Genomic DNA, 17,011 nt, shown 5'->3' with positions numbered 1-17,011 from the left:
GGTAGAGCCCGGATACAGCGTCGACTCCGCCCGGGAACGAACAGAGACGGGCGCGTTCGCTCAGCGTCGTTCGGGCTTCGCGCTGCGCGACATCAGCTCCTTGACGGCGACCACGGGCGACTTGCCCTCGTGCACGATGGCGACGACCGTCTCGGTGATCGGCATGTCGACACCGTGCCGGCGGGCCAGATCCAGCACGGACTCGCAGGACTTGACGCCCTCGGCGGTCTGCTTGGTGACCGCGATGGTCTCCTGGAGGGTCATGCCCTTGCCGAGGTTGGTGCCGAAGGTGTGGTTGCGGGACAGCGGCGAGGAGCAGGTGGCCACCAGGTCGCCGAGGCCCGCGAGGCCGGCGAAGGTCAGCGGGTCGGCGCCGAGCGCCACCCCGAGCCGCGCGGTCTCGGCGAGGCCGCGCGTGATCAGCGAGCCCTTGGCGTTGTCGCCGAGCCCCATGCCGTCCGCGATGCCGACGGCGAGCCCGATGACGTTCTTCACGGCGCCGCCGAGCTCGCAGCCCACCACGTCGGTCTCGGTGTACGGCCGGAAGTACGGCGTGTGGCAGGCGGCCTGGAGGCGCCGGGCGACGGCCTCGTCGGCGCAGGCGACCACGGCGGCGGCCGGCATGCGGGCGGCGATCTCCCGGGCCAGGTTGGGCCCGGTGACGACGGCGATGCGCTCGGCGCCGACCTTGGCGACGTCCTCGACGACCTCGCTCATCCGCATGGCGGAGCCGAGTTCGACGCCCTTCATGAGGGACACGAGCACGGTGCCCGGGGCGAGCAGCGGGGTCCACTCGGCGAGGTTCTCGCGCATCGTCTGGGAGGGGATCGCGAGGACCGTGAAGTCCGCGTCCCGCAGGGCCTCGGCCGCGTCGGCGGTGGCCCGCAGGTTCTCCGGGAGTTCGACTCCGGGCAGGTAGTCGGGGTTCGTCCGGGTCGAGTTGACCGCCTCGGCCAGCGCCGGGCGGCGGGCCCACAGGGTCACCTCGCAGCCCGCGTCGGCGAGGACCATGCCGAAGGCGGTGCCCCATGAGCCGGTGCCCATGACCGCCGCCTTTACCGCCTTGCTCACTTGCCCTGCCCCTCCGGTTCCTTGCCCTGCGTGTGTGCTTCGGTCTGTGCCTGCGCCTGTGTGCGGCGCCGCTGCTCGATCCGCTCGCGGCGCGGGTCGTAGGCCGTCTCGGGCGCCTTCTCGCCGCGGATCTCCTCCAGCTGGCGCGTGACGGCCGCCATGATGACCTCGGTGGCCTCCTTCAGCAGGTCCGGGGTCATCTCCTTGTCGTAGAAGCGCGAGAGGTCCACGGGCGGGCCCGCGAGCACGTGATGGGTCTTGCGCGGGAGGAGGTTCGGCTTCTTGGCGTACGGCGGCAGCAGTTCGTTGACGCCCCACTGGGCGACCGGGATGACCGGGCACTTCGTCTGCAGGGCCACGCGCGCGGCGCCCGTCTTGCCGGTCATGGGCCAGCCGTTCGGGTCGCGGGTGAGGGTGCCCTCGGGGTAGAAGGCGACGCACTCGCCGCGCTCCACGGCGTCGATCGCGGCCCGGAAGGCGCTGAGCGCGTCGGTGGACTCGCGATAGACGGGAATCTGCCCGGTACCGCGCATGGCGGCGCCGATGAATCCTGTCTTGAAAAGGCCGCTCTTCGCCAGGAATCGCGGAACCCTTCCGGTGTTGTACTGATAGTGCGCGTACGCGAAGGGGTCCACGTGGGAATTGTGGTTCACCGCGGTGATAAATCCGCCCTCGGCCGGAATGTGCTCCATTCCGCGCCAGTCACGCTTGATCAGAACCACCAGCGGCGGTTTGCAGATCACCGCGGCGAAGCGGTACCAGAAGCCGATTCTGCGGCGGGGCACAAGGACACCTTCCTCTAGGCATGCCACCTCGGCGGGGGCCGCACAAGTGTCGCCCCGGGCCGCCGGTCTGTCGAGAACACCGTACGCCCCGCCCTGCGTGTCCTCGGATACAGCGGGTGACAATGAGCGCGACAAGAGAGGGACGGTACGCCGGTGCAGTGGACCTTGGTCATCCCGCTGAAGCCCCTGGTGCGGGCCAAGAGCAGGCTCTCGGACACGGCCGCGGACAGAGTTCGCCCGGGCTTGGCCCTCGCGTTCGCGCAGGACACGGTGGCCGCGGCGCTGGCGTGCGCGACCGTCGCGGGTGTGGCGGTCGTCACGGACGACGAACGGGCCGGACGGGAACTGGCGGCGCTGGGCGCGCGGATCGTCCCGGACACCCCCGCGGACGGCCTGAACGCCGCCCTGGCGCACGGCGCGGCGGCGGTACGCGCGATTCGCCCCGGAGCGGCCGTGGCGGCCCTGAACGCCGATCTGCCGGCACTGCGCCCGCGGGAACTGGCGCGGGTACTGGACGCCGCCGCGGAATTCCCCCGTGCCTTTCTCGCGGATGCGGCGGCTATCGGCACGACACTGCTGGCGGCGGGGCCGGAACAGGAATTGCAGCCGGCGTTCGGCATCGATTCCCGCAACCGCCACCGGGCCTCGGGCGCGCGGGAACTCACGCCGGCCGGGGTGGATTCGGTACGACAGGACGTGGACACCGGGGACGATCTGCGCGCGGCGCTGGCCCTGGGGGTGGGCCCGTACACGGCTGCCGCCGCGGCGGGCCTGCTGAGCGCCCCGTAGGCTGAACTCCATGCAGGCCACCGCATACACCTACGACCCCGAGACCCGCAGCGGACAGGTGCTGCTCGACGACGGCACCCCCGTGCCGTACGACACCGCGGCGTTCGACGCCGGCGGGCTGCGGCTGCTGCGGCCCGGGCAGCGGGTGCGGATCGAGACCGAGGGCCGCGGGGACACCCTGCGGATCACGCTCGTCACGCTGCAGACGCTGTAACCGTCCCCGCACACGCCGCGGGCCGGGCTCCCCTGGGGAGTCCGGCCCGGCGCGTGAGTGCCCTGGAGACCTTACGACGCCTTGCGCGCGGTGGTCTTCTTCGCCGTGGTCTTGCGAGCCGTCGACTTCTTGGCCGGCGCCTTCTTCGCGGTGACCTTCTTGGCCGGGGCCTTCTTGGCGGCGGTCTTCTTCGCGGCGGCGGTGGTCTTCTTCGCCGCCGCCGTGGTCTTCTTGGCGGTCGTCTTCTTCGCCGTGACCTTCTTCGCCGCGGCCGTCGTCTTCTTCGCCGCCGCCGTCGTCTTCTTGGCGGTCGTCTTCTTCGCCGTGACCTTCTTCGCGGCCGCCTTGGTGGCCTTCTTCGCCGCGGCCTTCTTGATCGCCGTGCCGCCGGTCAGGCTGCCCTTGGGCGCCTTCTTCACGGCGACCTCGCCGCCGCGCGGGAGCTTCTTCGAGCCGCTCACCAGGTCCTTGAAGCCCTGGCCCGCGCGGAAGCGCGGCACGGAGGTCTTCTTGACCCGAACCCGCTCGCCCGTCTGGGGGTTGCGGGCGTAGCGGGCGGGGCGGTCCACCTTCTCGAAGGACCCGAAGCCGGTGACCGAGACCCGCTCGCCCGCGACGACCGCGCGGACGATGGCGTCCAGGACATGATCGACAGCCTCGGCCGCCTGCTGGCGGCCACCCATCTTGTCGGCAATCGCTTCTACGAGCTGCGCCTTGTTCACGTCTTCCCCTTCGGAGACATCGCCAGAACGAAAGTGTTCAAGCTTTTTCGCACGTTAGGCAGATATATACCGCAAATCAAACACGAAACGGGCTTATCACCCTTGTGCCGCAACGGATTCGGCGCTCCCAAGCTGCTCAGTGGTCCTCTTCGGGGATCCGCCCCGCGTCGAGGTCCGCGTTGAACCGCTCGAGCCGCCTTGCCGCAGCGGCGAGATCGTGCTTGGCCGCGGCCGTAATGACCAGCAGCTTCCGGGTCAGCGCCATCCGTACGCCCTCCGGGACTTGCAGTGCGCGCACCCTTGCATGCGCTTCCTTGAGCTGGTTCGCGACCGCCGTATAGAGCTGGAGTTGGCCGTCGTGTCCCATGCACAGATTGTGCCATCTGGGGCGAGTTGTCGCCTGCGCAGGGTGTAACTGCCGCCTCAAATGGCCTTCCAGGCACTTGCGGAGGCTGCGATCATTGCACTCACCTACCCGGCCAACAGCCTTCCTAACGTGGCAAGTTGAGGGCAGCGTAAGAGGTGCGCAGGTCCGATCGGGTGCAGACATGGCTGTACCCCCAATCGTGGCGATCGGGGGTACAGGCGGGGTGTTGCGGTGGCCGAAATCAGCCCTGGGGATCAGGGCCGGCGATCAGGCCTGGAGCGTGCGCGGCTTGTAGGTCGGCCGCTTGGCCTCGTAGGCGGCGATGTCGGCGTCGTTCCGGAGCGTGATGGAGATGTCGTCCAGGCCGTTCAGCAGGCGCCAGCGGGAGTTCTCGTCCAGCTCGAAGGAGGCGGTGACGCCCTCGGCGCGCACCTCACGGTTCTCCAGGTCGACGGTGATCTCGGCCTGCGGGTCCGACTCGACGAGCTCCCACAGCGCGTCCACGACCTTCTGGTCCAGAACCACCGTGAGCAGGCCGTTCTTCAGCGAGTTGCCCCGGAAGATGTCCGCGAAACGGGACGAGATCACGGTCTTGAAGCCGTAGTTCTGCAGGGCCCAGACAGCGTGCTCGCGGGAGGAGCCGGTGCCGAAGTCGGGACCGGCGACCAGGACGGTCGCGCCCTGCCGCTCGGGACGGTTGAGCACGAACTCGGGGTCCTTGCGCCAGGCCTCGAACAGCCCGTCCTCGAACCCGTCCCGGGTCACCTTCTTGAGCCAGTGAGCAGGGATGATCTGGTCGGTGTCGACGTTGCCGCGGCGCAGCGGGACGGCCCGGCCGGTGTGGGTGGTGAAGGCTTCCATGGTTCTCAGACTCCAGCGGGCGCGGGGGTGTCGGCGGACAGGTCGGCGGGCGAGGCGAGGTGGCCCAGGACGGCGGTCGCGGCCGCGACCTGCGGCGACACCAGGTGCGTACGGCCGCCCTTGCCCTGCCGGCCCTCGAAGTTGCGGTTGGAGGTGGACGCGGAGCGCTCACCCGGGGCCAGCTGGTCGGGGTTCATGCCGAGGCACATCGAACAGCCCGCGTGCCGCCATTCGGCGCCGGCCTCCTTGAAGACCACGTCCAGGCCCTCGGAGACGGCCTGGAGACCCACCCGCGCGGAGCCCGGGACGACCAGCATCCGTACGCCGTCGGCGACTTTGCGGCCCTTGAGGAGCTCGGCGGCGGCACGCAGGTCCTCGATGCGGCCGTTGGTGCAGGAGCCTACGAAGACGGTGTCCACCTCGATGGAGCGCAGCGGCTGGCCGGCCTCCAACCCCATGTATTCCAGGGCCTTTTCGGCGGCGAGGCGCTCCGAAGCGTCTTCGTACGAAGCCGGGTCGGGGACGTCGGCCGAAAGCGGCGCGCCCTGGCCGGGGTTGGTGCCCCAGGTGACGAACGGCGACAGCTCGGCGGCGTCGATGACGACCTCGGCGTCGAAGACCGCGTCGTCGTCGGTGCGCAGGGTCTTCCAGTACGCGACGGCGGCGTCCCAGTCCGCGCCCTCGGGGGCGTGGGCGCGGCCCTTGAGGTACGCGAAGGTGGTCTCGTCGGGGGCGATCATGCCCGCGCGGGCGCCGGCCTCGATCGACATGTTGCAGATGGTCATCCGGGCCTCCATCGAGAGCTTCTCGATGGCGGAGCCGCGGTACTCCAGGATGTAGCCCTGGCCGCCGCCCGTGCCGATCCTGGCGATGATCGCCAGGATCAGGTCCTTGGCCGTGACGCCCTCGGGCAGTTCGCCCTCGACCGTGATCGCCATGGTCTTCGGGCGGGCCAGCGGCAGCGTCTGGGTGGCCAGCACGTGCTCGACCTGGGAGGTGCCGATGCCGAACGCCAGCGCGCCGAAGGCGCCGTGCGTGGAGGTGTGCGAGTCGCCGCAGACGACCGTCGTACCGGGCTGCGTCAGACCGAGCTGCGGGCCGACGACGTGCACGACGCCCTGCTCGACGTCGCCCAGCGGGTGCAGCCGCACCCCGAACTCGGCGCAGTTCTTGCGCAGCGTCTCCAGCTGGGCACGGGAGACGGGGTCCGCGATGGGCTTGTCGATGTCGAGGGTCGGGGTGTTGTGATCCTCGGTCGCGATGGTGAGGTCGAGACGGCGCACCTGGCGACCGCTCTTGCGCAGCCCGTCGAAGGCCTGCGGGCTGGTCACCTCGTGCAGGAGGTGCAGATCGATGTAGAGGAGGTCGGGCTCGCCCTCGGCGCGCCGGACGACGTGGTCGTCCCAGACCTTCTCCGCGAGTGTCCTACCCATCGCTTTCCCTCCGGCCGGCAGACGTGCGCCGGCCCAACTAGAGATCCTGAGGATGCGGCGGCTGCCCTTGCGAGGGCCCCTGAACGTCGTGATTCCGGGCGTCCGCCACCGGGCCCGTTGGTCCGCGGGCCGCCTGTGTGTTTCCAGAGTGGCGCGTTCCACGGAAAATTGAACTTGCGTTTCACAGAGTGAGACGTGAGTATCGTTGCATGGACAACAGTAGCGGCGTCGGCGTTCTGGACAAGGCGGCCCTCGTCCTGAGCGCTCTGGAGTCCGGTCCGGCCACCCTCGCGGGTCTGGTCGGGGCCACCGGACTGGCACGACCCACGGCCCACCGCCTGGCCGTGGCCCTGGAACACCACCGCATGGTGGCACGCGACATGCAGGGCCGTTTCATTCTCGGCCCGCGCCTCGCGGAACTGGCGGCGGCGGCCGGCGAGGACCGCCTGCTCGCCACGGCCGGCCCCGTGCTCACCCACCTCCGCGACGTCACGGGCGAGAGCGCGCAGCTCTACCGGCGCCAGGGTGACATGCGCATCTGCGTGGCCGCGGCGGAACGGCTGTCCGGCCTTCGGGACACCGTTCCGGTGGGCTCCACGCTCACGATGAAGGCCGGCTCCTCGGCGCAGATCCTCATGGCCTGGGAGGAGCCCGAGCGGCTGCACCGGGGCCTGCAGGGCGCCCGCTTCACGGCGACGGCCCTGTCGGGCGTACGGCGCCGCGGCTGGGCCCAGTCCATCGGCGAGCGCGAGCCGGGCGTCGCGTCCGTCTCCGCGCCCGTGCGCGGCCCCTCCAACCGCGTGGTGGCCGCCGTGTCCGTCTCGGGCCCGATCGAGCGCCTGACGCGCCATCCCGGCCGGATGCACGCCCAGGCGGTCATCGACGCCGCCGCCCGCCTCTCCGAGGCCCTGCGCCGCTCGGGCTGAGCAGGCGCCGCCCGGGGACACGTCCGGGGACGCCGGGGAGGGCCTGCCTCAACGCCGCGGCAGGCCCTCCCCGATCCCCCGATCCCCCGATCCCCCCGGTCAGCCGGTCTTCTCCGCGACCGGCACCCCCTTCGACCGGTAGGCGAACCGGTCCTTCGCGTACCGGCCCCGCCGCTCCAGCGGGACCTGCCCGTGCGCCGCGGCCAGCCCGAACGCGGGCATGTCGCCGTAGATCGCCTCGTACGACCCCTCGGGCACGACGTACGACTCGTGCCAGATGCCGACCTGCCCGCGCAGCTTCCCGTCCCGCTCCTTGCGGTTGAGGCGCGCCCAGGCCTTGTGATGGAAGGCGTCCGATGCCGTCGCGTAGGCGTACAGCCGGTCCTTGGACTCCCAGTACTGCACGACGTAGTACGTCCGCGGCGAGGCCGTCAGCAGGACGTGGCTGAGCAGGCCGCGCTCGGGTTCCTTCCGCAGATCCCGCAGCATGCGGAGCATCGCGAGCATCACCGGCAGCCAGAGGTGCACCGCCCAGAAGCGGTTGATCCGCATGCCGATCAGCAGGACGACGACCTCGCCCTTCGCGTCAGCGGTCGTTCGGTTCACCATGACCACTCCCCCTTCATTGGTGAGCGAAGCTATCCAAGTAGCGATGCTTGGATAGTGCCGTTATCCGAGAAGGAGCGCAAGAGATGCGACTGGCCGAACTGAGCGAACAGAGCGGTGTGTCCACGGCGACGATCAAGTACTACCTGCGCGAAGGGCTGTTGCCGCCGGGCCGCCAGATCAACGCCACGACGGCCGAGTACGACGAGGAGCATCTGCGCCGGCTGCGGCTGGTGCGGGCGATGATCCAGGTGGGCCGGGTGCCGGTGGCGAAGGTGCGCGAGGTGCTCGGGCACGTGGACGACGACTCCCTGCCCCGCACGATCCGCCTGGGCGCGGCACTGTGGGCGCTGCCACAGGTGCCGGAGCCGGACGCGGAGGACGAGTACGTCCAGGCCGCGCACCGGGAGGTCGGCGCGCTCCTGGAGCAGCTCGGCTGGACGAACGCCAAGCAGCTCACGACCCTCTCGCCCGCGTACCGCTCGCTGGTGGTGGCGGTGGCCGCGTTCCGCCGGATCGGCTACACCTTCGGCGCCGAACTGCTCGTGCCGTACGCCGAGTTGATGTACCGGACAGCCGTCCTCGACCTGGACAACATGGAGGCGTATCCGTCGCAGGCGGAGCGGGTCGAGTTCGCGATCCTGGGGGCGGTCCTCAACGAGCCGGTACTGCAGGCGCTGCACCGGCTGGCCCAGGAGGAGGAGACGGCGCGGCGGTACGGCTTCGAGTAGCCGGCGTCGGACACGACGAAGGCCCTCCGCCGAAGCGAAGGGCCTTCTCCTGTACCCCCGACCGGATTCGAACCGGCGCTACCGCCTTGAGAGGGCGGCGTGCTAGGCCGCTACACAACGGGGGCGTGGACACTGCGTTTCCGCAGGTCCGAGCTGGTCTACCTGGACTCGAACCAAGACTAACTGAACCAGAATCAGTCGTGCTGCCAATTACACCATAGACCAATGATGGTTTAGACCAGTCAGTACCCCCGACCGGATTCGAACCGGCGCTACCGCCTTGAGAGGGCGGCGTGCTAGGCCGCTACACAACGGGGGCCCTAGCGATCCCGACGAGATCGAGATCAGTACCCCCGACCGGATTCGAACCGGCGCTACTGCCTTGAGAGGGCAGCGTGCTAGGCCGCTACACAACGGGGGCTTTGCAGATGAGCTCTGCGAGCTGGCCTACCTGGACTCGAACCAAGACTAACTGAACCAGAATCAGTCGTGCTGCCAATTACACCATAGGCCACTGGAACTCAACCCCCTGTGGGGTTCTCGTTCTAGTTTGCTCCTCGGGGCTCCGGCCTTTCGGCCCGCTCCCCTCGGCACAGGAAGAACATTACCCGAAGGTGGACGGGGCTCCAAAACGGGTATCCGCGCGGACGAGCGCGGGGAGTTCGGCGAGGGTCGTGATCCGGTGGACGGCGCCGTGCCCGACCGCTTCGCCGGCCGGCCGCTCAGCGGCCCCGCCGCGGTCGATCCACACCGACACCAGCCCGGCCTCGGCGGCGCCCCGTCCGTCGATCTCCGGGTGGTCGCCGACGTACGCCACCTCGTGCGGGGGCAGCGCGAGAGCCTCGCAGGCCGCGCGGAAGGCCCCGGGCTCCGGCTTGGAGACACCCAGCTCGGCGGCGCACAGGACGGCCTCGAAGCGGTCGCGGATGCCGAGGGTGCGCAGCTTGTGCTCCTGGACCGTGATGCTGGAGTTGGACAGCACCGCGTGCCGGTGACTGGCCGAGAGGGCCTCCAGGGCGGGCAGGACGTCCGGGAAGAGGCTCCAGGCGGCCTCGTAGTGCCTTATGTACCGCTGGAACCAGGCGTCGGCCTCGCCGTCGGTCAGGTCCGCGGCGAGGAACACACGCACGCGGTCGCGCCGCTGGTCCTGGAAGCCGCGCTCCCCCGCCGCGAACCGCGCCCACTGCTGGTCGGTGACCTCCCGCCACCGGGCCAGGGCCGCCTCGGCACCGCCGTACCCGTCGAACAGCCCCTCGGCCACCAGATGCGCCCGCATGCCCTGCCGGTCCGCGGTCGTGTAGTCGAAGAGGGTGTCGTCGACGTCCCAGACAACGGCTCTGATCGTCATGATCCGAACCTATCCCGTGAGGAACGCGACAGGGGCGGCATCCGGGAACTTCCGGATGCCGCCCCTGCGGGTACGGCGGCGACGACGGTTACGCGGCGAGCTTGGCCAGCGCCGCGTCGATGCGGGCCAGCGTCTTCTCCTTGCCCAGGACTTCCAGGGACTCGAAGAGCGGCAGGCCGACGGTGCGGCCGGTGACGGCGACGCGGACCGGGGCCTGGGCCTTGCCGAGCTTGAGGCCGTGGGCCTCGCCGGCGGCCAGGACGGCCTCCTTCAGGGACTCGGCGGAGGTCCAGTCCGCCGCCTCCAGGTTCTCCCGGGCCGTGCGGAGCAGAGCGTCGCTGCCCTCCTTCATCGCCTTCGTCCAGGACGCCTCGTCGAAGACAGGCTCCGTCAGGAACAGGAAGTCGACGTTGTCGGTGATCTCGGAGAGCACCTTGAGGCGGGTCTGCGCGTGCGGGGCGATCGCCGCCCACTTCGCCTCGTCGAAGTCCTCGGGCGCCCAGGGGGCGAACGGGGCCTGCAGCCAGGGGGCGCAGCGGCCGGCGAACTCCTTCACATCCAGCATGCGGATGTGGTCCGCGTTGATCGCCTCGCACTTCTTCAGGTCGAAGCGCGCCGGGTTGGGGTTCACGTCGGAGATGTCGAAGGCCGCGACCATCTCCTCGATCGTGAAGATGTCCTTGTCCGCGGAGAGCGACCAGCCCAGCAGGGACAGGTAGTTGAGCAGGCCCTCGGGCAGGAAGCCCCGGTCCCGGTAGAGGTTGAGGGACGACTCCGGGTCGCGCTTGGAGAGCTTCTTGTTGCCCTCGCCCATCACGTACGGCAGGTGGCCGAAGGCCGGGGTCCGCTTCGCGATGCCCAGCTCGATCAGCGCCTTGTACAGCGCGATCTGGCGCGGGGTGGAGGAGAGCAGGTCCTCGCCGCGCAGGACGTGGGTGATCTCCATCAGGGCGTCGTCGACCGGGTTGACCAGGGTGTACAGCGGGGCGCCGTTCGCGCGGACGATGCCGTAGTCCGGCACGTTCTCCGGCGTGAAGGTCAGCTCGCCGCGGACCAGGTCGGTGAAGGTGATCGTCTCGTCCGGCATCCGGAAGCGGACGATCGGGCTGCGGCCCTGGGCCCGGTACTCCTCGACCTGTGCGGGGGTGAGGTCGCGGCAGTGGCCGTCGTAGCCGGACGGCCTGCCGGCGGCGCGGGCGGCCTCGCGGCGGGAGTCCAGCTCCTCCTGGGAGCAGTAGCAGTGGTAGGCGTGACCGGCGTCCAGCAGCTTCTGCGCGACGTCCTTGTAGAGGTCCATGCGCTGCGACTGGCGGTACGGCGCGTGCGGGCCGCCGATCTCGGGGCCCTCGTCCCAGTCGAAGCCGAGCCAGCGCATCGCGTCGAGCAGCTGGTCGTACGACTCCTCGGAGTCGCGGGCCGCGTCGGTGTCCTCGATGCGGAAGACCAGAGTGCCCTGGTGGTGCCGGGCGAACGCCCAGTTGAACAGGGCGGTGCGGACCAGGCCCACATGCGGGTTACCGGTGGGCGAGGGGCAGAAACGGACGCGTACGGGGGAGCCGGGTGCGCTAGCCACGCTTGACAACCTTGTTGGTGAGTGTGCCGATGCCTTCGATGGTGACGGCGACCTCGTCGCCGACGTTCAGGGGGCCGACCCCCGCGGGGGTGCCGGTGAGGATGACGTCGCCGGGGAGCAGGGTCATGGCCTCGGAGATGTTGACGACCAGGTCCTCGATGGGGTGGATCATCTCGCTCGTGCGGCCGAGCTGGCGCTGCTCGCCGTTGACCGTGCACTGGACGGTCAGGTCGTTCGCGCGCGCGAGGTCCAGGTCCGTCTCCACCCAGGGGCCGAGCGGGCAGGAGGTGTCGAAGCCCTTGGCCCGGGCCCACTGCTTCTCGCGCTTCTGCACGTCGCGGGCGGTGACGTCGTTCGCGCAGGTGTAGCCGAAGATCACGTCCTTGACGCGCTCGCGCGGGACCTCGCGGCACATGCGGCCGATGACGACGGCCAGCTCGGCCTCGTGGTGCAGTTCCTCGGAGAAGGGCGGGTACTGGATGTCGTCGCCGGAGGCGATCATCGAGGTGCTCGGCTTGAAGAAGGCGAACGGCGCGTCCGGGACCTCGTTGCCCAGCTCCTTCGCGTGGTCCGCGTAGTTGCGGCCGAAGGCCACGATCTTGTTGCCGATGACCGGGGGCAGGAGCCTGACCTTGCTCAGCGGGACCTTGACACCGCTGAGCTCGAAGTCGACGCCGTAGGGAATGCCCTTGATGATGTCCAGGACGAGCTCGTCCTGCTTGTCGCCCTCGACCGCGCCGAAGGCGACGTTCCCGTCGATGGAGAACCTGGCGATGCGCACGGGATCCTTGCGCCCCTCACAGTTGAGAACCGGCGTGCTGACGCCCCAGGTTAACCGGTCGAGGGGTCGGATTCCTCCCGGAAATGCCTTCCGCCGAATTCCCCGGTGCCCGGAATTCGGCGGAATAGGTGAGCGGCCGCGCGGCCGCTCCGCGCCCGTCGGCTACTCTGCGGCCACCGCCTGGGCCGGGACGTCCACCAGGACGGTGCGCCGCGGGTTGGCCGTGTGGACCGGAAGGTCGACGGAGTGCTCCGGCAGCTCGGCGGTCTGCAGCTCGCCGGCGTCCTTGAGGTGCGCCAGGGTCGTGCGCCGAGGATTAGCGATCTTGTGGAACATCATCGTCGTCTTCACCGTTGTCGTCCTGTGCCCTCTGGTCGAGTGGGTTTGCAGAGTCGTCACCCTTGTAAAGCGTCAGGCTAAACATCCAATTCCCCGCCGACGGCGCCAACTGCCCCTGTGGCGCATGTGAGTTTCCTCACGGCGTCGCGGACAAAGCGGTCAAATCACTTCGTCAATCCGGCCTTACGAAACGGACATTGACCACCTGAAGCCCTCATTCCGCTCCTGATCATGGCGACTGGGACACCTGACGCCGACCGACAACTCGCCTGGTTTCACCCGTTATGCACGGGATAAGCTTCCACGTCAGGTGACATGGCACTCACAGCCCGTCACCGAGGTCACGGCTCGGTCCACGGCCCTTGTTGGAGATCCGGCACTGTGCTGGAATTCCACGGACCGCCGCAGGATCGAGCCGGCGCACAGGCGGCGCGACGCAGCGCCGGGTGGCGGCGAGACAGGGGGAACCAGCGCCGGTCACTCAAGACCATCGGGGGACGTTTTCAGGGCGCTCCCCACAACGCCGACACCGTGTCCCTCCGCTCGCGGAGGGGTGCCTGGTCCAGAGGTTGCGACGCTAGTGCAGGGACGTTTCAAGAGGGATGGCAGCGCTTCGGCGGAGCCGGAGCCACACGACGGGACTGCTCCCATGAAGGGCGGCTCCTCCTCCCAGCACGCCCAGAACCAGGGCCCGGCCCCGTCCGGTGACGGCGGTGAGCGCGGCGGGCGGCCCGGCGGCCCGTCGGGTCCGACCTCCTCGACCGCTTCCGCCTCCCCCGGCGGCTCCGCGGCCACCACCCCGGCCGTCAAGCCCGTCAAGGGCACCACCGGCCCCGGTTCGCGCATGGCCCTGCGCAACTGGCGCATCTCCACGCGTCTGGTCTCGCTGCTCGCCCTCCCCGTGGTCGCGGCGACCTCGCTGGGCGCGCTGCGCATCGACCAGAACATCAACGACATCCAGCAGCTCGACAACATGAAGCTGCTGACGGACATGACCAAGCAGGCCACGGAACTGGCCGCCGCGCTCCAGGAGGAGCGCGACCAGTCGGCCGGTCCGATGTCGCACGGTCTGAAGGCCACCGACTACACGGTCAAGGGCTACCAGGAGAAGACCGACCGGGCCCGCGAGAACTTCCTCGACGCCTCCGAGCAGATCGACGCGGCCAGCAAGGACGGCCAGCTCCAGGGCGTCCGCGACGCGCTCGTCGGCCTCGCCAACCAGCTGGACGACCTGGCCAAGATCCGCCGGTCCGCCTACCAGTCGCCGGGCAACTCGACCCAGACCATCGAGTCCTACCACCGCCTGATCACCCAGCTGATCTCGCTGTCCCAGGACATGGCCGAGGCGTCCAGCAACCCGGAGATGATCTCGCGCACCCGCGCCCTGGCGGCCTTCTCCACCGCCAAGGAGTACGCCTCCGTGGAGCGCGCGACCATCGCCGCCGCGCTGCCCTCGACCACCGCCTCCAAGGGCGACCTCTCCGAGAACGACCGGCTCTACGGCCAGTCGGCGTTCCAGAGCGAGAACTCCGAGCTGGCGATCTTCCGCAAGATCTACTCCAGCCAGAACGCCGAGGAACTCCTCAAGCCGATCGACGAGGGCAACCCGACGATCGAGGCCGCCGACACCTACGCCAAGCGCGCCTTCGAGTCCGCCAGCGGTATGCAGCAGCTGCCGGCGCGGTCGTACCGCGACTGGGTGGACGACAGCTCGACCAAGATCGAGCAGATGAAGAAGATCGAGCACACGCTGCTGGAGGAGATGGAGCAGAAGGCCCGCGAGCTGAAGAGCGCCACCCAGCAGGACGCCATCATCTCCGGTGCGCTGATCCTGCTCGTCCTCGGCGTCTCGCTGGTCGGCGCGTTCGTCGTGGCCCGCTCCATGATCCGCTCGCTGCGCCGGCTCCAGGAGACCGCGACCAAGGTCGCCCAGGACCGCCTGCCCGAGCTGGTCAAGCAGCTCTCCGAGTCCGACCCGCAGGACGTCGACACCTCCGTCGAGTCCGTCGGTGTGCACTCCAGGGACGAGATCGGCCAGGTCGCCGCGGCCTTCGACGACGTGCACCGCGAGGCGGTCCGCCTCGCCGCCGAGCAGGCCCTGCTCCGGGGCAACGTCAACGCGATGTTCACCAACCTCTCGCGCCGTTCCCAGGGCCTCATCCAGCGTCAGCTCTCGCTCATCTCCGAACTGGAGTCCCGCGAGGCCGACCCGGACCAGCTGTCCTCGCTGTTCAAGCTCGACCACCTCGCCACGCGTATGCGCCGTAACGGCGAGAACCTCCTCGTCCTCGCGGGCGAGGAGCCCGGCCGCCGCTGGACCCGCCCGGTCCCGCTGGTCGACGTGCTCCGCGCCGCCGCGTCCGAGGTGGAGCAGTACGAGCGCATCGAGCTGGCGTCCGTGCCGACGACCGAGGTCGCCGGCCGCGTCGTCAACGACCTCGTGCACCTGCTCGCCGAGCTGCTGGAGAACGCGACCTCGTTCTCCTCGCCGCAGACCAAGGTCAAGGTCACCGGTCACGCGCTGCCCGACGGCCGCGTGCTGATCGAGATCCACGACACCGGTATCGGCCTGTCCCCCGAGGACCTCGCGGCGATCAACGAGCGGCTCGCCTCGCCGCCCACCGTGGACGTCTCCGTCTCCCGCCGCATGGGCCTCTTCGTGGTCGGTCGTCTGTCCCAGCGGCACGGCATCCGCATCCAGCTGCGCCCGTCCGACTCCGGTGGTACGACCGCGCTGGTCATGCTGCCCGTGGACGTGGCCCAGGGCGGCAAGAAGCCCGCCCCGGGCAAGCCGGGCGCGCCCGGTGGCTCCGGCGGTCCCGCCGCCGCGCAGGCCGCCGCGGGTGCGGCCGCGGCCCGACGACAGGCCGGCAACGGCGGTGCCCTCGGCGGCGCTCCGGCCGGCGGCGGTCTGCTCGGTTCCGGTCCCGCCCCGCGCGGTCAGGTCGGCGCCGGCCAGGGTCCCCGGGCCGCGCTGCCCGGCGGAGGCCAGGGCGGCCGTCCCGGTGCGCCGGGCGGAGCGCGCGGCCCGCAGGGCGGTGCCGGTGCGTTCGGCGGCCCCGGCGGTCCGCAGCAGGGCCGGGCGGTCCCCACGGGTTCCACCGCGGGCGGCTTCGGCGCTCAGGCGCCGGGCGCCCCGCAGAACCTCCAGGCCGCGAACCCGGCCGGGCCGCAGCAGGACGCCTTCGGCGGCCGCGGCCCGCAGCGCCCCGCCGCCCCCGCCGACCAGGGCCGTCAGCCCCAGCTGCCGCCGCGCGGCGGGCCGCGGGCCGAGCTGCCCGGCGCCGAGCCGCAGCAGCCGCGCACGCCGAGCTGGAGCGACTCCGGTGCCCCGCTGTCGCGTGCCTCGCTGGACGCCCCGCGCGGCCACGACGAGCAGGACCCGGCGCACACCGCGCGCATGCCGCGCGTCGACGACCGCCAGGGTCCGGGGGCGACCGCGGAGATACCGGCGATACCCGCGTTCGACGACCACGGTCCGTCCGCCACGGGCGAGTTCCCGCGCCCCGAGCTGAACGGCTTCGACGGCTCCCAGCACACGGGCCAGTTCACCCAGCCCGACGCCCCGCAGCAGTCCGGCCGGTTCGCCCGCCCGGACAACCCGCAGCAGACCGGGCAGTTCGCCCGGCCCGAGGCCCCGCAGCTGCCGGGCCGGTTCGACGGCCCCGCCGGTCAGCCGGACGACGGGCAGTTCCTCCGCTCCGACGTCTTCGGCAGCCCGGCGCCCGCGCGGCCGGACGACAGCCGGCGCGACGGCGGCCGGTACGCGGCCCCGCAGGCCTACGACGGCGGCTTCGACGGCAGCTCCACCGGACAGCACGCGCTGCCCGGGCAGCAGCAGAACCCGGCGCACACCGGCCAGTTCGAGCGCCCGCAGCCGCCCGTCCGGAACGACTTCGGCACCCCGCGCCCGCCGGCCCAGCAGCAGCCGTCGCAGCAGCAGCCGTCGCGTCCGGTGCAGCGCGAGCCGGAGGCCCTGCCGCCGGCCAGCGGTCCCATGGACGGCCGTACGCCGCTGTACGACACGCTGGAGACCAACTGGTTCCACGGCGGTCCGCAGGACGGCACGGCCGCACCGCAGCAGCCGCAGGCGCCCGCCCCTGCTCCGCAGCGCGGTGCGAACCCGGGCGGTGCGGGCGGCACCGGCAACGGCTCGACCACCGGCTCCTGGCGCACCTCGCCGAACGACGACCTCGTCCGGCAGGCCGAACGTGTGCGGCAGCCCGCCGCGGGCGGTATCACCACCTCCGGCCTGCCGCGCCGGGTGCCCCGGGCGAACCTCGTCCCGGGCACGGCTCAGCAGCAACAGCACCAGGCCGGTCCGCAGATCTCGCGTGCGCCTGACGACGTACGCGGACGGCTGACCAATCTCCGTCGGGGTATCGCTCAGGGCCGTCAGGCCGGCAGCGGCCAGACCGGCAGCTACCCGAGCCCCACTCACCAGCAGGAGCGTTAGTTGAGTCCG

General features: G+C 70.7%; 16 protein-coding genes and 5 tRNA genes. 5 read left to right on the top strand and 16 right to left on the bottom strand.

Features of this window, described 5'->3' with window-relative positions:
- Window positions 1–60: 60 nt before the first annotated feature.
- Window positions 61–1,071 carry an NAD(P)H-dependent glycerol-3-phosphate dehydrogenase gene (locus tag AC4OXY_RS33290; protein WP_356024625.1) on the bottom strand — a complete coding sequence of 337 codons (1,011 nt, stop codon included), beginning with the start codon at window positions 1,069–1,071 and terminating at the stop codon, window positions 61–63.
- Window positions 1,068–1,856 carry a lysophospholipid acyltransferase family protein gene (locus tag AC4OXY_RS33285; protein WP_356024628.1) on the bottom strand — a complete coding sequence of 263 codons (789 nt, stop codon included), beginning with the start codon at window positions 1,854–1,856 and terminating at the stop codon, window positions 1,068–1,070. The genes AC4OXY_RS33290 and AC4OXY_RS33285 overlap by 4 nt, the downstream gene beginning before the upstream one ends.
- Window positions 1,857–2,009: 153 nt before the next feature.
- Here AC4OXY_RS33285 and cofC point away from each other — a divergent pair, with 153 nt between their 5' ends.
- Both cofC and AC4OXY_RS33275 read left to right on the top strand, forming a co-directional pair.
- Complete coding sequence (gene cofC, locus AC4OXY_RS33280) at window positions 2,010–2,645, top strand: 2-phospho-L-lactate guanylyltransferase (RefSeq protein ID WP_491991541.1); 636 nt, start codon at window positions 2,010–2,012, stop codon at window positions 2,643–2,645.
- 10 nt (window positions 2,646–2,655) lie between these two features.
- Entirely contained in the window at window positions 2,656–2,859 is a 204-nt protein-coding gene (locus AC4OXY_RS33275) for a hypothetical protein (protein WP_356024632.1), read from the top strand.
- 71 nt (window positions 2,860–2,930) lie between these two features.
- On the opposite strand, the gene AC4OXY_RS33270 is transcribed toward AC4OXY_RS33275, so the two are convergent.
- From AC4OXY_RS33270 to leuC, 4 genes are all read right to left on the bottom strand, one after another.
- The gene (locus AC4OXY_RS33270) at window positions 2,931–3,581 is read right to left on the bottom strand and encodes an HU family DNA-binding protein (protein ID WP_356024635.1); all 651 of its coding nucleotides are present in this window, start codon (window positions 3,579–3,581) and stop codon (window positions 2,931–2,933) included.
- Between the two features lie 136 nt (window positions 3,582–3,717).
- Window positions 3,718–3,948: an SCO5555 family protein gene (locus AC4OXY_RS33265; RefSeq protein WP_356024637.1), complete on the bottom strand. Its 231-nt coding sequence runs from the start codon at window positions 3,946–3,948 to the stop codon at window positions 3,718–3,720.
- Window positions 3,949–4,215: 267 nt separating this feature from the next.
- Window positions 4,216–4,809: a 3-isopropylmalate dehydratase small subunit gene (gene leuD / locus AC4OXY_RS33260; RefSeq protein WP_362823226.1), complete on the bottom strand. Its 594-nt coding sequence runs from the start codon at window positions 4,807–4,809 to the stop codon at window positions 4,216–4,218.
- Between the two features lie 5 nt (window positions 4,810–4,814).
- On the bottom strand, window positions 4,815–6,242 hold the full coding sequence (gene leuC / locus AC4OXY_RS33255; protein WP_356024641.1) for a 3-isopropylmalate dehydratase large subunit: 1,428 nt from the start codon (window positions 6,240–6,242) through the stop codon (window positions 4,815–4,817).
- 209 nt (window positions 6,243–6,451) lie between these two features.
- Here leuC and ndgR point away from each other — a divergent pair, with 209 nt between their 5' ends.
- A complete protein-coding gene (ndgR, locus tag AC4OXY_RS33250; protein WP_009320373.1) occupies window positions 6,452–7,168 on the top strand; it encodes an IclR family transcriptional regulator NdgR in 717 nt (238 codons plus the stop codon).
- Window positions 7,169–7,267: 99 nt separating this feature from the next.
- Here ndgR and AC4OXY_RS33245 read toward each other — a convergent pair whose 3' ends face one another.
- The gene (locus AC4OXY_RS33245) at window positions 7,268–7,777 is read right to left on the bottom strand and encodes a DUF4188 domain-containing protein (protein ID WP_356024644.1); all 510 of its coding nucleotides are present in this window, start codon (window positions 7,775–7,777) and stop codon (window positions 7,268–7,270) included.
- Between the two features lie 83 nt (window positions 7,778–7,860).
- Here AC4OXY_RS33245 and AC4OXY_RS33240 point away from each other — a divergent pair, with 83 nt between their 5' ends.
- Window positions 7,861–8,505 carry a MerR family transcriptional regulator gene (locus AC4OXY_RS33240; RefSeq protein ID WP_356024645.1) on the top strand — a complete coding sequence of 215 codons (645 nt, stop codon included), beginning with the start codon at window positions 7,861–7,863 and terminating at the stop codon, window positions 8,503–8,505.
- A gap of 52 nt (window positions 8,506–8,557) precedes the next feature.
- Here AC4OXY_RS33240 and AC4OXY_RS33235 read toward each other — a convergent pair.
- The 9 genes from AC4OXY_RS33235 to AC4OXY_RS33195 all read right to left on the bottom strand — a co-directional run bounded on the left by AC4OXY_RS33235 (window position 8,558) and on the right by AC4OXY_RS33195 (window position 12,558).
- Window positions 8,558–8,630 (bottom strand) — tRNA-Glu (locus tag AC4OXY_RS33235).
- A gap of 28 nt (window positions 8,631–8,658) precedes the next feature.
- A tRNA-Gln gene (locus AC4OXY_RS33230) sits at window positions 8,659–8,730 on the bottom strand.
- 21 nt (window positions 8,731–8,751) lie between these two features.
- A tRNA-Glu gene (locus AC4OXY_RS33225) sits at window positions 8,752–8,824 on the bottom strand.
- A gap of 29 nt (window positions 8,825–8,853) precedes the next feature.
- Window positions 8,854–8,926: transfer RNA gene (locus AC4OXY_RS33220), tRNA-Glu, on the bottom strand.
- 21 nt (window positions 8,927–8,947) lie between these two features.
- Window positions 8,948–9,019, bottom strand: a tRNA-Gln gene (locus AC4OXY_RS33215).
- Window positions 9,020–9,109: 90 nt separating this feature from the next.
- On the bottom strand, window positions 9,110–9,853 hold the full coding sequence (locus tag AC4OXY_RS33210) for an HAD family hydrolase (protein ID WP_402066849.1): 744 nt from the start codon (window positions 9,851–9,853) through the stop codon (window positions 9,110–9,112).
- Between the two features lie 88 nt (window positions 9,854–9,941).
- On the bottom strand, window positions 9,942–11,426 hold the full coding sequence (gene gltX / locus AC4OXY_RS33205; RefSeq protein WP_362823222.1) for a glutamate--tRNA ligase: 1,485 nt from the start codon (window positions 11,424–11,426) through the stop codon (window positions 9,942–9,944).
- On the bottom strand, window positions 11,419–12,207 hold the full coding sequence (locus AC4OXY_RS33200) for a fumarylacetoacetate hydrolase family protein (RefSeq protein WP_356024652.1): 789 nt from the start codon (window positions 12,205–12,207) through the stop codon (window positions 11,419–11,421). Before AC4OXY_RS33200 ends, gltX begins: the two co-directional genes overlap by 8 nt.
- Window positions 12,208–12,369: 162 nt before the next feature.
- Entirely contained in the window at window positions 12,370–12,558 is a 189-nt protein-coding gene (locus AC4OXY_RS33195; RefSeq protein ID WP_356024654.1) for a hypothetical protein, read from the bottom strand.
- A 568-nt stretch (window positions 12,559–13,126) separates the two neighbouring features.
- On the opposite strand from AC4OXY_RS33195, the gene AC4OXY_RS33190 reads away from it, so the two are divergent.
- Entirely contained in the window at window positions 13,127–17,002 is a 3,876-nt protein-coding gene (locus AC4OXY_RS33190; RefSeq protein ID WP_376289305.1) for a sensor histidine kinase, read from the top strand.
- Window positions 17,003–17,011 lie beyond the last annotated feature (9 nt).

The organism is Streptomyces sp. HUAS MG56 (assembly GCF_058673395.1).
The sequence above is the reverse complement of the archived record's forward strand: the minus strand, read 5'-3'. Positions and strand labels throughout refer to the sequence as shown.

Excerpts from the sequence above, each read along its gene's own strand:
- AC4OXY_RS33245 (WP_356024644.1), bottom strand. The coding sequence starts at position 7,777 with ATGGTGAACCGAACGACCGCTGACGCGAAGGGCGAGGTCGTCGTCCTG.
- AC4OXY_RS33275 (WP_356024632.1), top strand. The coding sequence starts at position 2,656 with ATGCAGGCCACCGCATACACCTACGACCCCGAGACCCGCAGCGGACAG.
- AC4OXY_RS33240 (WP_356024645.1), top strand. The coding sequence starts at position 7,861 with ATGCGACTGGCCGAACTGAGCGAACAGAGCGGTGTGTCCACGGCGACG.
- AC4OXY_RS33210 (WP_402066849.1), bottom strand. The coding sequence starts at position 9,853 with ATGACGATCAGAGCCGTTGTCTGGGACGTCGACGACACCCTCTTCGAC.
- leuC (WP_356024641.1), bottom strand. The coding sequence starts at position 6,242 with ATGGGTAGGACACTCGCGGAGAAGGTCTGGGACGACCACGTCGTCCGG.
- AC4OXY_RS33265 (WP_356024637.1), bottom strand. The coding sequence starts at position 3,948 with ATGGGACACGACGGCCAACTCCAGCTCTATACGGCGGTCGCGAACCAG.
- leuD (WP_362823226.1), bottom strand. The coding sequence starts at position 4,809 with ATGGAAGCCTTCACCACCCACACCGGCCGGGCCGTCCCGCTGCGCCGC.
- ndgR (WP_009320373.1), top strand. The coding sequence starts at position 6,452 with ATGGACAACAGTAGCGGCGTCGGCGTTCTGGACAAGGCGGCCCTCGTC.